The sequence below is a fragment of the Oerskovia sp. NPDC060338 genome, from assembly GCF_042726295.1.
Taxonomy (GTDB): domain Bacteria; phylum Actinomycetota; class Actinomycetes; order Actinomycetales; family Cellulomonadaceae; genus Oerskovia; species Oerskovia merdavium.
Genome location: NZ_JBHXCQ010000003.1, coordinates 220,124 through 234,281 on the forward strand (window position 1 = coordinate 220,124; position 14,158 = coordinate 234,281).

Consider the following 14,158-nt stretch of genomic DNA (forward strand, 5'->3'; position numbering starts at 1 on the left):
CCGTCCGAGGCTCAGAAGTCGAAGAGGTCCTCGAGCCAGGACTCCTTCTTCTTGCGCTTGCGGTAGCGCGGGTCGTCGCTGCGGTACTGGTCCGACCCGCGGTCGGACCCGCGGTACCGGTCGTCCCCGCGGTAGTCGTCCCGGCGGCGGTCGTCGCCCCGGTAGTCGTCCCGGCGACGGTCGTCCGCGTAGCCGTAGGGCGCGGGCTGCGGCGGGACCGGCAGCTGCTGGGTCGGCGGGTACTGCACGGGCGGGGGCGTCGCCGCGCGCGGAGCCGCGGCTGCCGCCGGGCCGCCGGCCTCGGCGGCGATCTCGGCCTCGAGGCTGCGGTCGATGATCTTGTCGAGCTCACCCCGGTCGAGCCACACACCGCGGCACGTGGGGCAGTAGTCGATCTCCACTCCCTTGCGGTCGGACATCACGAGCACGGTCTGATCGAGAGGGCACAGCATGACGGGTCTCCTTCGTCGGGTCGAACGCACAACGGTCGGCGTGGCGCAGGGGTTCCCGCCTCGGGCCGGCAAGGTGCGTGTCACCGGCGGACAGGTGCGAGCCACGGGGCAGGACGGGCGGTCAGACCTCGAAGAGATAGCCCATGCCCGGCTGGGTGATGATGTGCCGGGGGTTCGCGGGGTCGTCCTCGAGCTTGCGCCGCAGCTGCGCGGTGTAGACGCGCAGGTAGTTGGTCTCGGCCGAGTACGCAGGCCCCCACACGTCGTGCAGGAGCTGCAGCCGCCCGACCATGCGGCCCCGGTGGCGCACCAGCACCTCGAGCAGCGACCACTCGGTGGGGCTCAGCCGGACCTCCTGCCCGGCCCGCAGCACCCGGCGGCGGGCCAGGTCGATCCGCAGGTCGCCCGCCTCCACGACCGGCTCGGACACCTCGGCCGGCTGGGCGCGACGCACCGCGGCCCGCAGCCGCGCGAGCAGCTCGTTCATCGCGAACGGCTTGGTCACGTAGTCGTCCGCGCCCGCGTCGAGCGCGTCGACCTTGTCGTCGCCCAGCTGACGCGCCGAGAGCACCACGATCGGCACGGCACTCCACCCGCGGATGCCCTCGATGACCTCGAACCCCGAGAGGTCGGGCAGGCCCAGGTCGAGCAGGATCACGTCGGGCCGGGCGCTCGCGGCCGCGTCGAGGGCCTCGGCGCCCGTCATGGCGACCGTCACGTCCCAGCCGTGCGCGCGCAGGTTGATCGCGAGCGCGCGCACGAGCCCGGCGTCGTCGTCGACGACGAGCACCCGGTTGCCGTCGCCGCTCATCCGCGCACCTCGTCCGTCTCGCTCGTGCTGCTCGTACCGTGGGTGCCGCTGTCCGCGCTGCCTGTGCCGTCCGTGCTCACGTCGTCATCCTCCCGCGCCTCGCGCGGGACCGTGACCACCATGGTCAGTCCGCCGCCGGGCGTGTCCTCGGGCGTGATGCTCGCGCCCACGGCCCGGGCGAGCCCGTCCGCGACCGCGAGCCCCAGGCCCAGGCCTTCACCGGTCGTGTCCCCGAGACGTTGGAACGGCTCGAACATGCGGACCTTGGACTCGTCGGACAGGCCGCGGCCCGTGTCGACGATCCGCAGCTCGATCTCCCGGGGTCCCGCCGAGGCCGTGATCCGTACGGGCTCACCGGGCGGGCTGTGCCGCACCGCGTTCGACGTGAGGTTCGCGACCGCCCGCTCGAGCAGGCCGGGGTCGGTGCGCACGAGCGGCAGGTCGTCGGGCACGTCGAGGCGCACGACGCCCGGACCGTAGGGCTCGATCGCGAGCGGCACGATCTCGTCGACCGACGCCGCGCGCAGGTTGGGCCGCACGCTCCCCGTCTGCAGCCGCGACTGGTCGAGCAGGTTGTCGATGAGCTTCTCGAGTCGTCCCGTCGAGTCCTGGATGGTGCGCGTGAGCGCGTCGGTGTCCTCGTCGTCGAGGTGCACGTCCGGGGAGGCCAGGCCGTCCACGGCCGTGCGGATCGAGGCGAGCGGGGTGCGCAGGTCGTGCGAGACGGCCGCGAGCAGCGCGGTGCGCGTGGCGTCGGCCTCCTCGAGGACCGCGGCCTGGGCGGCCTGCTCGCGCAGGCGGCGGTACTCCAGGACGAGCCCGGCCTGCGCCGCGAAGGCCTCGAGGACCTGCCGGTCGCTCGCGGGCAGGGCCCGGCCCCACAGCGACAGGCGGTGGGTGTCGTCGACACGCAGCTCGGTCCGCTGAGCGTCGCCCGGGTGCCCGACGGCGGAGCGCGCCCCGGTGCGCCCGTCCTGCTCGGCGGGGGTCCTGTCCCCCGCGGCGAGGGCTCCCTCCCCGGCGGGAAGCACGTCTCCCTCGACCCGGCCCGTGCTCGCGACCGTCCGCCACGGACCGCGCTCCCCCGTCCGCGTCTCGAGCTCGACCCGTGACAGGCCGAACGTCTCGGCGAGCCGGGTGACGATCGCCTGCGCGGTGTCCTCGCCCGAGAGCACGGACCGCGACAGGGCGGCGAGCGTCGAGGCCTCGGCCCGCGCCCGGTAGGCCTGCGCGGTCCGTCGCGCGGCGAGGTCGACGACCGACGCGACGGCCGCGGCGACCAGGACGAACACGAGGAGCGCGAGGAGGTTCTCGGGGTCCTGGACCGTGAGGAACCCGGTCGGCGGCGTGAAGAACCAGTTGAGGCACAGGAACGAGACGACGGCCGCGGCCACCGCGGGCCACAGCCCACCCACGAGGGCGACGCCCACCGACCCGGCCAGGAACAGCATGAGCTCGGTCGAGAGCGAGACGACGTCGCGCAGGAGCCAGAACACCCCGGTCAGCACGGCCGGGACCACGAACGCGAGCACCCACCCGGCGGTCCGGCGCGGTCGGGACAGCGCGGACCACCGGCCGCGCAGGAGCCTGCCCGCGCGCGCCTTCTCGTGCGTCACGAGGTGGACGTCGATCGTCCCCGCCAGGCGGGCGATCTCGGCGCTCGAGGATCCCAGGAGGGCCTCTCGCCAGCGAGAGTGCCGCGAGACGCCCACCACGATCATGGTCGCGTTGACCCCTTGCGCGAAGTCGACGACCGCCGAGGCGACGTCCTCGCCCACGACCGTGTGGAACGTCCCGCCCAGCGACTCGACGAGCTCGCGCGAGGCCGCGATGGCCGCGGGCGGTGCGCTGGGCAACCCGTCGGTCGCCAGCACGTGGACCGCGACGAGCTCGGAACCCGCGGCGCGCTGGGCGATCCGGGCGCCGCGGCGCAGCAGCGTCTCGCCCTCGGGACCGCCCGTGACCGCGACGACGATACGCTCGCGCGCGGGCCACGTCCCCGAGATCGCGTGGTCCGCCCGGTAGCGGGTCAGGGCGTCGTCGACGCGGTCCGCGAGCCACAGCAGAGCGAGCTCTCGCAGGGCCGTGAGGTTGCCCGTGCGGAAGTAGGAGGACAACGAGGCGTCGATCTGCTCGGCCCGGTAGACGTTGCCGTGCGCGAGCCGGCGCCGCAGCGCCTGCGGCGACAGGTCGACGAGCTGGATCTGGTCGGCGTCGCGCACCACCTGGTCGGGCACGGTCTCGCGCTGGCGCACGCCCGTGATGGCCTCGACGTCCGCGGTGAGCGACTCGAGGTGCTGCACGTTGACCGTGGTCACCACGTCGATGCCCGCGGCCAGGAGGTCCTGCACGTCCTGCCAGCGCTTGCGGTGGTGCGAGCCGGGAGCGTTGGTGTGCGCGAGCTCGTCGACCAGGACGACCTGGGGGTCGCGGGCGAGCACGGCCTCGACGTCGAGCTCGGTCAGCTCGACGTCCCGGTGGCTCACGACGCGACGCGGCACGACCTCGAGGTCGCCGATCTGCGTGATCGTCGCGGCGCGCCCGTGCGTCTCGACCAGGCCCACGACCACGTCCGTGCCGCGCGCCCTGCGTCGGTGGGCCTCGCCCAGCATCGCGTACGTCTTGCCCACGCCCGGCGCGGCCCCGAGGTACACGGTGAGCAGACCCGGGCGGCGTGCGGCGCCGTCGGGCCCCCCTGCCCTGCGGGCTCCGGGACCCTCCCCGCCCGCGGACGCGCCCGGGTCCGGGCGCCCCTCCTGGGGGCTCCCGGACCCTGCGGCCTCCTGGCCGTCGCGTCCCTCAGGCACGGGGCACCCGCGCCGTCAGCTCCGCGGCTCGGTGCCTCGCGCTCGTCGTCATGGGTTCATCTTCTCCGAGTTCTCGAGCGCGAGGTTGAGCTCGAGCACGTCGACACGCGGTTCGCCCAGGACACCGAGGTCCCTGCCCGCGGTGTGCTGCGCCACGAGGTCCGCGACGACGGCCTCGTCGAGGCCCCTCGCCTCGGCGACCCGCGCGACCTGCAGGGCCGCGTACGCGGGGCTGACGTGCGGGTCGAGGCCCGACGCCGAGGCCGTGAGCGCGCCGGCCGGCAGGTCTGCGGGGTCCACGCCGTTGAGGGCCGCGAGCGCCGCACGACGCTCGTCGATCGAGGCGACGAGCTCGGGGTTGAGCGGCCCGAGGTTGGTGCCCGCGGACGCGAGCGTGTCGTACCCGTCGCCCGCGGCCGAGGGGCGGCCGTGGAACCAGCGCTCGGCGTCGTCGGCCGCGGCGAAGTCCTGACCGATCAGGGCCGAGCCCACGACGGGCGCCCCGTCCGCACCGGTGTCGGTGATCGACGTGGCGTGCGTGCCGTCGCTGCGCACGAGCGAGCCGTTCGCCTGCCAGGGCAGGGCGAGCTGCCCGACGCCCCACACCGCGAGCGGGTAGGCCACGCCCAGGAGGAGCGTCAGGACGAGCAGGACGCGCAGGCCTGCGAGCGTCTGGCGGAACAGGGACGCGGCACCGGCCGAGGCCGAGGGACGCGCGAGGGGGGCGGGGCGTCCGGGGACGCCCGCGGGGGTGGAGAGAGTGCCAGGCATGTCAGCCAATCCCGGGGATGAGGGAGATCACGAGGTCGATGAGCTTGATCCCGACGAACGGGGCCACGAGGCCGCCCACGCCGTAGACCAGGAGGTTGCGGCGCAGCATCGCGGAGGCCGACGAGGGCCGGTACCGCACGCCCCGCAACGAGAGCGGGATGAGCACCAGGATGATGAGCGCGTTGAACACGACGGCCGACAGGATGGCCGACTCGGGGCTCGACAGGCGCATGACGTTGAGCACCGCGAGCTGCGGGAACACGACCATGAACATCGCGGGCAGGATCGCGAAGTACTTCGCGATGTCGTTCGCGATCGAGAACGTCGTCAGGGCCCCGCGCGTGATGAGGAGCTGCTTGCCGATCTCGACGATCTCGATGAGCTTGGTCGGGTCGGAGTCGAGGTCCACCATGTTCCCCGCCTCCTTGGCGGCGGTGGTCCCGGTGTTCATCGCGACGCCCACGTCGGCCTGGGCCAGGGCGGGCGCGTCGTTGGTGCCGTCGCCGGCCATGGCGACGAGCCGCCCGCCGGCCTGCTCGCGCCGGATGAGCGCGAGCTTGTCCTCGGGCGTCGCCTCGGCCAGGACGTCGTCGACGCCCGCCTCCGCGGCGATGGCCCGCGCGGTCACGGCGTTGTCGCCCGTGACCATGACGGTGCGGATGCCCATGGCGCGCAGCTCGTCGAACCGCTCGCGCATGCCCGCCTTGACGACGTCCTTGAGGTGGACGACACCCAGCACCCGCGCGGGCCCCTCGCCGACCTGCTCGGCCACGACGAGCGGTGTGCCGCCCGAGGAGCTCACGGCGTCGACGTGGGCCGCGAGCTGCTCGGCGACCGCGCCACCGGGGCCGCTGCCCGTCGCGGCGCCGGTCGAGTGGACCCAGCGCTGGACCGCGCTGCCGGCCCCCTTGCGGATGCGGCGCACGCGCCCGTCGGGCAGCGGCAGGTCGATCCCGCTCATGCGCGTGTGCGCGGAGAAGGGCACCATCTCGGCGCGCTCGAGGACGTCCCTCTGGTCGATCGGCCCGTCCCCGTCGCCGTACCGCTCACGGACGAGCACCACGATGCTCTTGCCCTCGGGCGTCTCGTCCGCGAGCGACGAGAGCCGGGCGGCCTCGGCGAGCTGCGCCGTCGTGACGTCGCCGACCGTGAGGAGGTCGGCCGCCTGCCGGTTGCCGTACGTGATGGTGCCGGTCTTGTCGAGCAGCAGCACGTCGACGTCCCCCGCGGCCTCGACCGCGCGGCCCGACATCGCGAGGACGTTGCGCTGGACCAGACGGTCCATGCCGGCGATGCCGATCGCCGACAGCAGCGCCCCGATGGTCGTGGGGATGAGGCACACGAGCAACGAGATCAGGACGATCATCGACTGCTTGGAGCCCGAGTAGACCGCGAACGGCTGCAGCGTCACGACCGCCAGCAGGAAGATGATCGTGAGCGAGGTCAGCAGGATGTTGAGCGCGATCTCGTTGGGCGTGCGCTGGCGCTCCGACCCCTCGACGAGCGCGATCATCCGGTCGACGAACGTGTGGCCCGCGGGCGCCGTGATCCGCACGACGATCGTGTCCGACAGGACCACGGTCCCGCCCGTGACCGCCGATCGGTCGCCGCCCGACTCGCGGATCACCGGGGCCGACTCGCCCGTGATCGCGGACTCGTCGACCGACGCGACCCCCTCGACGACGTCGCCGTCACCGGGGATGATCTCGCCCGCCCGGACGACCACCACGTCCCCGACGGCGAGCGTCGAGGAGGGGACCTCCGCCGTCGGGCAGCTCGCGAGGCCTGTCCCCGACGCGAGCGTGTCGGACGGAGCCATGACGCGCCGCGCGGTCGTCTGCTGCTGGGTCGCGCGCAGGCTCGACGCCTGCGCCTTGCCCCGGCTCTCCGCGACCGACTCGGCGAGGGTCGCGAACAGCACGGTCGCCCACAGCCACACCGCGATCGCCCACGCGAACACGCTGGGGTCGAACGCCGCGAGGAGCGTCGTGGCGACGGCCCCGAGCTCGACCACGAACAGCACGGGCGAGGCCACCAGATCGCGCGGGTCGAGCTTGCGGAACGCTCCGGGGAGCGCGGCACGGACCTGCGTCCACGACAACCCCGAGCCCCGCCCGGGCCCGGCCTTGCGGCCACCGGAGCTGCCGGCCGAGCCGGCAGACGCCGACGAACCGGCCACGCCGTCAGCACCTTCACCGACAGCACCGGCTGAGCCCCCAGCGACAGGGAGCAGGACCGCGTCCGACGTGGCGAGCAGCGTGTCACCGCGGGGGGTGGGGCGGGTCGTGGCGGGTCTGGCGGAGGACCGAGGAACGAGGTCCTCGGGTAGGCCCGCCGCCCCGTCGGGGGCGGTGCGCCCCGCAGGAAGGGAACGAGAGGAAGAGTTCATGAGAGCGACTCCACGATGGGACCGAGCGACAGCACGGGGACGAAGGTGAGCCCGACGACGACCAGGGCGACGGTCCCGAGCACGCCCACGAACAGCGGCTGGTGCGTCGGGAGGGTGCCCGCGGTGGCGGGGACCGTCTTCTGGGAGGCGAAGCGTCCGGCGAGGGCCAGGACGAGGGCGATGGGGATGAAGCGGCCGGCGAGCATCGCGATGCCCAGGGCCGTGTTGTAGAAGGGGGTGCCCGACGTGAGCCCGCCGAACGCCGACCCGTTGTTGTTGGCCGCGGACGTGAACGCGTACAGGACCTCGGACAGCCCGTGCGGGCCGGCCTCCTGGATGCCGGCCTGGCCGGCGGGGAGCGCGATCGCGAGCGCCGTGCCGACGAGCACGAGGAACGGGACCGTGAGGATGTACAGCGCGACGAGCGTGATCTCCTGGCGACCGATCTTCTTGCCCAGGTACTCGGGCGTGCGCCCGACCATGAGCCCCGAGACGAACACCGCGACGATCGCGAGCATGAGCATCCCGTACAGGCCCGACCCCACGCCTCCCGGCGCGATCTCGCCGAGCATCATGGTGAACATCGTCACGCCGCCACCCGGCGCGGTCAGGGAGTCGTGCATCGCGTTGACCGCACCCGTGGAGGTGCCCGTGGTCGACGCGGCGAACAGGGCGCTCGCGGCGAGGCCGAAGCGGGTCTCCTTGCCCTCCATGGCGCCGCCCGCGGCGAGGGGCGCAGCTCCGGGCCCGGCCATCTCGGCCCAGGTGATGAGCGCGACCGAGACGAACCACAGCGCGCCCATGGCCCCGAGGACGGCCCAGCCCTGACGCTTGTCGCCGACCATGAGGCCGAACGTGCGAGGGAGGGTGAAAGGGATCACGAGGATCAGGAAGATCTCGAACAGGTTGGAGAACGGGCTGGGGTTCTCGAGCGGGTGCGCCGAGTTGGCGTTGAAGAACCCGCCACCGTTGGTGCCGAGCTCCTTGATGACCTCCTGCGAGGCGACGGGGCCACCGAGCACGTGCTGCGTGCCGCCCGCGACCGTGTCGATCGCGGTGTGCGCGTCGAAGTTCTGGATGACGCCCGTGGCGAGCAGCACGATCGCGCCGACGAACGCCATGGGCAGCAGGATGCGCACGCACGTGCGGGTCAGGTCGGACCAGAAGTTGCCGACGCGCCCGTCCGTGCCCGAGCGGACGAACCCGCGGATCAGCGCGACGGCGACCGAGATGCCGACGGCCGCGGACACGAAGTTCTGCACCGCGAGCCCGGCCATCTGGAGCAGGTGCCCCGCGGCGGCCTCGCCCGAGTACCACTGCCAGTTCGTGTTGGCCACGAACGAGACCGCGGTGTTCCAGGCCCCGGCCGGGTCGAACGCGGAGAACCCGAGGTTCATCGGCAGGTGCTGCTGGAGGCGGGCGATCCCGTAGAGGAGCAGGAGCGAGGCCATCGAGAAGCCGAGGAGCGAGAGCAGGTAGGTGCTCCACTTCTGCTCGGCGTCGGGGTCGACGCGCATGAGCCGGTACCCGGCCCGCTCGACCCGCAGGTGCCGGGGCGAGGTGAAGACGCGCGCCATGTAGGCGCCGAGCGGGGCGTGCACCGCGGCGAGCGCGAGGAGCAGCAGGACGAGCTGCCCGACGGCGAGCCACACGCCGGGCGCCTGCGACGCGACCTCGCCGACCGCCTGGGTCGCCGTCGCCTGGGTCAGCACGCTGGTCTGGGTCAGCACGGTCGCGCTCACCGGACCTTGTCGCTGCGGAGCAGGGCGACGAACAGGTAGCCGAGCAGCACCACGACGGCACCGAGCCCGACCCAGTCGAGGACCGTCATGACGTGGACCCCCCGGAGGAGCCGTGGCGGCGGGCCACGAGGCCGACGGCGGTGAAGAACACCACGGTCAGCAGGATGTAGGCCAGGTCGGCCATCTGAGTTCTGCCTTCGAACGTCGTGCGGCGGGCGGATCTCGGGGGACCGCGGGCAGGTGCCGTGGTCGGCGTGGAGGCGCCGTGCCGGTGCGCAGCTCCTGCGCACACCCCAGGTCTATGCCGTGGGAGGAGGCGGGAGGCGGGACGTTGACGGGTTCTTGACGGGGGTCCGGCGGGTGTTGACGCAACCCTGACGGGTGGGGCCGGCCGGGTGCTCAGTCGGCGTCGAGGCGCTCGCGCAGCTCCTCGGCCAGGTGCAGGTCGTCGTCGAGCGCCGCGAGCGCGTCCGCGAGCAGGGGCAGCGCCTCGGCACCGGCGAGGAACCGGGCGGCCGCGGCGTCGTCGTGCAGCTGGAGCGCGAGGTCCGCCCGCAGGACGAGCGCACGGAAGCGCAGCCGCTCGGACACGGTCCGGGTGCGGACGCCCTCGGCGTCGAAGGCTCGGTCGAGGACACGGGCCGCGCCGGTGGGGTCCCCGGCCCCGCGCAGGATGCGCGCGTGCTCGACCGCTCGGGCGATGTCCGACGGGGCGTCGACCGTGCGTCGCGGGAGGCGGCCCGACGGCACCCCACCACGCTGCACCACGTGAGCCTCCTCGCGCTCGCCGGGCCACGGAGGCTCCCGACGCGCTGTGTCCGATCTGTCCGTCCTCGTCCACCCTAGCCGCGACCTCGGGGCGCCGCTCGGGATGAGGCGCGGCGTGCCGCCGGGAACCTGAGGCCGGGCGGAACGGGGGCGAGGCGCCGGCCGCGGCGGGCAAGGCCCCCAGGCCGCGGGCAGGCGAGGCGACCGCGGGCCGGACCACCCGACTCGAGATGCGGCGAACGGGGGTCCAGAGCGCTCCTGGACCCCCGTTCGCCGCATCTCGGCGTGCCGCGTCAGCGCTGCACGCGCGCGCTCCCGCCCGAGGCGAGCTTGCGGACCTCGGCGAGCGACGCCGTCGACGTGTCGCCGGGCGTGGTCATGGCGATCGCACCGTGGGCGGCGCCGTACTCGACGGCCTCCTGGATGCTCCCGAGCTCCATGAGCCCGTACGCGAGACCCGAGGCGAACGAGTCGCCCCCGCCCACGCGGTCGAGGATCTCGAGGTCCGCGCGGTGCGTGGCCTCGGCGAACCCCTGGACCCGGGACCACGCGACGGCCCCCCAGTCGTTGCGCGTCGCGGACCGCACGGCCCGCAGCGTGGTGCCGATGACCTGGAAGTTCGGGTACGCGGCCGCGGCGGTCTCGATCATGGCGCGGAACGCCGCGGTGTCCAGGTCCGTCAGGTTCTCGTCCACGCCCTCGATCTCGAACCCGAGGCTCGCCGTGAAGTCCTCCTCGTTGCCGATCATGACGTCGACGTACTGCGCGAGGTGGCGGTTGACCTCCTGCGCGCGCGCCGGGCCGCCGATGCCCTGCCACAGCGAGGGGCGGTAGTTGAGGTCGTAGGACACGATCGTGCCGTGCCGGCGTGCGGCCTGCATGGCGGCCTCGGCCACGTCCGCGGACGACGCGGACAGCGCCGCGAAGATCCCGCCCGTGTGGAGCCAGCGCACGCCGCGACGACCGAACAGCTCGTCCCAGTCGACGTCCCCGGGCTGCATCTGGGCGATCGCGGTGTTGCCGCGGTCGCTCACGCCCACCGCGCCGCGCACGCCGTAGCCGCGCTCGGTGAAGTTGAGCCCGTTGCGGACCGTGCGACCGATCCCGTCGTAGGGCACCCACTGCACCCAGCTCGTGTCGAGGCCGCCCGTGAGCATGAGGTCCTCGACCAGGCGACCGACCTCGTTGTCCGCCAGCGCCGTGACGATCGCGCCGCGCAGACCGAAGCACCGGCGCAGGCCGCGCGCCACGTTGTACTCCCCGCCGCCCTCCCACGCGTCGAACGAGCGGGTGGTCTTGATGCGCCGCTCCCCCGGGTCCAGGCGCAGCATGACCTCGCCCAGGGAGACGACGTCGTAGGTGCAGTCCGCGGCCGGGCGCAGGTTCAGGGGGGCGCCCGCGGGGCGGGGGGTCGCGTCGGTCATGTCAGCTCACTTTCCTGCGGCGACGGGTGCGGTGGGGGCGGTGGGGGCGGTCGGTCCTGCGGGTGCCGGAGGCACGGCGTCCGCGGCGGGCGCGTCCGGCACGGCGGCTTCCCGGGCGGGTGCGAGCGATGCCGCGAGCGCGACGGCCTGCGCGGAGCGACGCGTGATCTCGGCGAAGTCCCCGGCTTCCACGAGGGACTTCTCGACCATCCAGGAGCCGCCCACGGCCAGGACGGAGGGCACCGAGAGGTACTCGGTCGCGTTGGCCGCGCTCACACCGCCGGTGGGGACGAACCGCAGGCCGGGGAACGGCGCGGACAGCGCCTTGATCGCGGGCACTCCCCCGTTGATCCCGGCGGGGAAGAACTTCACGACGTCGAGCCCCAGGGCCAGGGCGGCCATGACGTCCGACGGCGTCGCGACGCCCGGGAAGATCGGCAGGCCGTGGTGCTGGGCCCGGCGCACGACGTCGACGCTCAACCCGGGAGACACGAGGAAACGCGCACCGGCGTCGACGGCCTGGTCGACCTGGTCGGCGTTGATCACCGTGCCCGCGCCGGTCACGAGCTCGGGAAGCTCGCGCGTGACTGCGGCGATCGCGGCGCGAGCACCGGCGGTGCGGAAGGTGATCTCGGCGATGGGCAGGCCGCCGTCCAGGAGAGCGGCTCCGAGGGCGAGCGCCTGCGCCTCGTCCTCCACGACGACCACGGGCACGACCCGCACCCTGGCGAAGAGCTGGTCGACGTCGGTCGGGGGCGCTGCGGGTGACATGAGGCCTCGCGTTTCGTTATAGTGAACGGATGTTCTGGAATGCGAAATCACTCTACGCGAGCGGTGCGTCCACGTGGTAGCCCGTCCGGGCGCCGAGACCCCTGGCGACCCCGTGCCGACAGTCCGCTCCTCGACAGAGCATGCACCGGCAGACCCTGCCTCCACGAGCAGCCCGCTCGGCTCGGTCGACAAGGCCTTGCTCACCCTCGAGCGGCTCGCTGCCGCAGGACCGCACGGGCTCACCCTGGGTGCGCTCGCCGCCGAGCTCGGCCTGAACAAGACCTCGCTGCACCGCACGTTGTCGGCCCTGCGTTTCCGCGGCTACGCGGACCAGGACCCCGCGACGGGCAGCTATCGCCTGGGCCCCGCCGCGACCGCGCTCGGCGACACGTTCCTGGGCGAGGAGAACCTGCCGGCGCTCCTGGGCCCGGCGCTCACGGCCGTGTGCGAGGCGTCGGGCGAGCTCGTCCACCTCGGCGTCCTGTCCGGCCCGGAGATCGTCTACCTCGACAAGGTCGAGCCGGCGCGCGCCGTGCGGGTCTGGTCGGCGGTCGGACGACGCCGGCCCGCCGCGACGACCGCGCTCGGACGGGCGCTCCTCGCGTTCCGGACCACCGACCGCTCGGGCATGTCCTGGTACACCGCCGCGACCGGCGACACGGGCGCCACGACGGTCACCGCGGACTCCCTGTGGGACACGCTGACCGCCGCCCGGGACGTCGGCTACGCGACCGAGGCCGAGGAGAACGAGCCCGGCATCAACTGCCTCGCGGTGCCGCTGCTGCGCGCGGGGCAGGCCGTCGCCGCGCTGTCCGTCACAGCTCCGGCCGACCGTATGGGACCGGACCGGCACCGCGAGCTCGCCCGGATCGTCCGCTCCGTGGCCCCACCCCTCCTGCCCCCGTCGCTGAGCCTCCCCGACGTGCTGGCCACGGACGCCTGACCTGCGAGGGGACGCCCGGCGCCACCCGCGCTCGCCCCGGGAGCCCGCGACCACGGGCGAGCGCAGCGGGGGCCGCGGCGCCGTCGGGCATCCGGTCCTGCGACGCGCTCCCACGCTCCCTGCAGGGACCCCCGGGGTGTGAGAGAGTGCGAGGGCACACGCGATCTGCCCGCTGACCCGGGCACGACGAACGAGGAGCACAACGGCGATGACCGTTCTTGTGGCCTACAACGACTCGCCACAGGGTGAGGCGGCCCTGCACGCCGGAGCCGCCGAGGCGGTCCGCCGAGACCTGCCGCTGGCGGTCTTCGTCCTGACCCCGCTCGAGGGCCCGCCGCAGGACGACCCGCCCCTCCCGCCCGACCTGGCGCACCTGCTCGACGCCCTGCCCGCGGGCACCCCCGCGGCGACCGTCACGTACCGCGAGTCTCGGATCGACCCTGCGGACGCGATCCTCGACGAGGCCGAGCGCCTGACCGCGAGCCTCGTCGTGATCGGCTCGCGCAAGCGCTCCCCCGTCGGCAAGTTCCTGCTCGGCAGCACCACGCAGCGCGTCCTGCTCGACGCCCACGCACCCGTGCTGGTCATCAAGGCCAAGCACTAGCCCCACCTCACGCCAGGAGGTCTCATGGACCCGGTCGTCGCAGGTCTCGTCATCGTCGCCGTCGGGTTGCTCCTGTGCTTCCTCGGCGTCGGCTCGGTCCACCTGGCGGTGATCGCCTCCGGGTTCGGCCTCGGCTGGATGCTGGGCGACCTGTTCGGGGCGAGCCAGACCACGGCCCTGCTCGTCGGGGTGCTCGGCGGGCTCGTCGCCTGGATCGCCGTGGCGTTCGTGTTCAAGCTCGCGTCGTTCTTCATCGGGATCGTGACGGGGGCCGTGATCGGCGCCAAGCTCTACGGCACGGTCTCGGGCGACTCGGGCAACTGGGTCCTCGCGGCGATCATCGTCATCGCGGTCGCGGCGGCGTGCGGCTTCCTCGCCGACAAGTACCGGCGCCGGGCACTGCTGTGGCTCACGACGATCGGTGGTGCGGGCATCGTGCTGGGCGGCCTGGGCCGCGTCTCCCCCGACACCCTGGGGTTCCTGCGCGACCCGTCCGTGGGGTGGGAGCAGGTCGTGTCGTTCCTGGCGTGGGCCGCGCTCGCGCTGGCCGGGTGGCTCGTGCAGCGCAAGCTGTTCGCCAAGCGCCTGGGCATCACGCGCGGCGAGGAGCCCGCCAAGCGCTGAGGCGCCCCACCTTCCGCTGAGTGCGGAGTTCTTGTGCGACTCGCCGGGCGTG

The 14,158-nt window shown here is 73.7% G+C and carries 13 protein-coding genes; 3 read left to right on the top strand and 10 right to left on the bottom strand.

Translation table 11 applies throughout. The annotated features are described in order from the left end of the window. Window positions 1-11 precede the first annotated feature (11 nt). The 10 genes from ACFWGN_RS05100 to eda all read right to left on the bottom strand — a co-directional run bounded on the left by ACFWGN_RS05100 (window position 12) and on the right by eda (window position 11,935). Window positions 12-452, bottom strand: coding sequence for a zf-TFIIB domain-containing protein (locus tag ACFWGN_RS05100; RefSeq protein ID WP_377615975.1), 441 nt, complete (start codon window positions 450-452; stop codon window positions 12-14). A gap of 121 nt (window positions 453-573) precedes the next feature. After that, window positions 574-1,263, bottom strand: a complete 690-nt coding sequence (locus tag ACFWGN_RS05105) for a response regulator (RefSeq protein ID WP_191802896.1) — start codon at window positions 1,261-1,263, stop codon at window positions 574-576. Continuing rightward, on the bottom strand, window positions 1,260-3,917 hold the full coding sequence (locus ACFWGN_RS05110) for a DUF4118 domain-containing protein (RefSeq protein ID WP_377616082.1): 2,658 nt from the start codon (window positions 3,915-3,917) through the stop codon (window positions 1,260-1,262). Before ACFWGN_RS05110 ends, ACFWGN_RS05105 begins: the two co-directional genes overlap by 4 nt. A gap of 201 nt (window positions 3,918-4,118) precedes the next feature. Beyond that, window positions 4,119-4,841: a potassium-transporting ATPase subunit KdpC gene (gene kdpC / locus ACFWGN_RS05115; protein ID WP_377615976.1), complete on the bottom strand. Its 723-nt coding sequence runs from the start codon at window positions 4,839-4,841 to the stop codon at window positions 4,119-4,121. A gap of 1 nt (window position 4,842) precedes the next feature. After that, on the bottom strand, window positions 4,843-7,020 hold the full coding sequence (kdpB, locus tag ACFWGN_RS05120) for a potassium-transporting ATPase subunit KdpB (RefSeq protein ID WP_377615977.1): 2,178 nt from the start codon (window positions 7,018-7,020) through the stop codon (window positions 4,843-4,845). A 206-nt stretch (window positions 7,021-7,226) separates the two neighbouring features. After that, complete coding sequence (kdpA, locus tag ACFWGN_RS05125) at window positions 7,227-8,882, bottom strand: potassium-transporting ATPase subunit KdpA (RefSeq protein ID WP_377616083.1); 1,656 nt, start codon at window positions 8,880-8,882, stop codon at window positions 7,227-7,229. A gap of 86 nt (window positions 8,883-8,968) precedes the next feature. Next, window positions 8,969-9,061, bottom strand: coding sequence for a potassium-transporting ATPase subunit F (locus tag ACFWGN_RS05130; RefSeq protein ID WP_139107727.1), 93 nt, complete (start codon window positions 9,059-9,061; stop codon window positions 8,969-8,971). A 310-nt stretch (window positions 9,062-9,371) separates the two neighbouring features. Further along, entirely contained in the window at window positions 9,372-9,740 is a 369-nt protein-coding gene (locus ACFWGN_RS05135; RefSeq protein ID WP_377615978.1) for a hypothetical protein, read from the bottom strand. Window positions 9,741-10,033: 293 nt separating this feature from the next. Next, window positions 10,034-11,164, bottom strand: a complete 1,131-nt coding sequence (locus tag ACFWGN_RS05140; protein WP_377615979.1) for a sugar kinase — start codon at window positions 11,162-11,164, stop codon at window positions 10,034-10,036. 6 nt (window positions 11,165-11,170) lie between these two features. After that, the gene (eda, locus tag ACFWGN_RS05145; RefSeq protein ID WP_377615980.1) at window positions 11,171-11,935 is read right to left on the bottom strand and encodes a bifunctional 4-hydroxy-2-oxoglutarate aldolase/2-dehydro-3-deoxy-phosphogluconate aldolase; all 765 of its coding nucleotides are present in this window, start codon (window positions 11,933-11,935) and stop codon (window positions 11,171-11,173) included. Between the two features lie 112 nt (window positions 11,936-12,047). On the opposite strand from eda, the gene ACFWGN_RS05150 reads away from it, so the two are divergent. From ACFWGN_RS05150 to ACFWGN_RS05160, 3 genes are all read left to right on the top strand, one after another. Further along, a complete protein-coding gene (locus ACFWGN_RS05150) occupies window positions 12,048-12,878 on the top strand; it encodes an IclR family transcriptional regulator (RefSeq protein ID WP_377615981.1) in 831 nt (276 codons plus the stop codon). Window positions 12,879-13,086: 208 nt separating this feature from the next. Then, entirely contained in the window at window positions 13,087-13,482 is a 396-nt protein-coding gene (locus tag ACFWGN_RS05155; RefSeq protein ID WP_191802882.1) for a universal stress protein, read from the top strand. Between the two features lie 24 nt (window positions 13,483-13,506). Beyond that, on the top strand, window positions 13,507-14,106 hold the full coding sequence (locus ACFWGN_RS05160; protein ID WP_191802880.1) for a DUF4203 domain-containing protein: 600 nt from the start codon (window positions 13,507-13,509) through the stop codon (window positions 14,104-14,106). Window positions 14,107-14,158 lie beyond the last annotated feature (52 nt).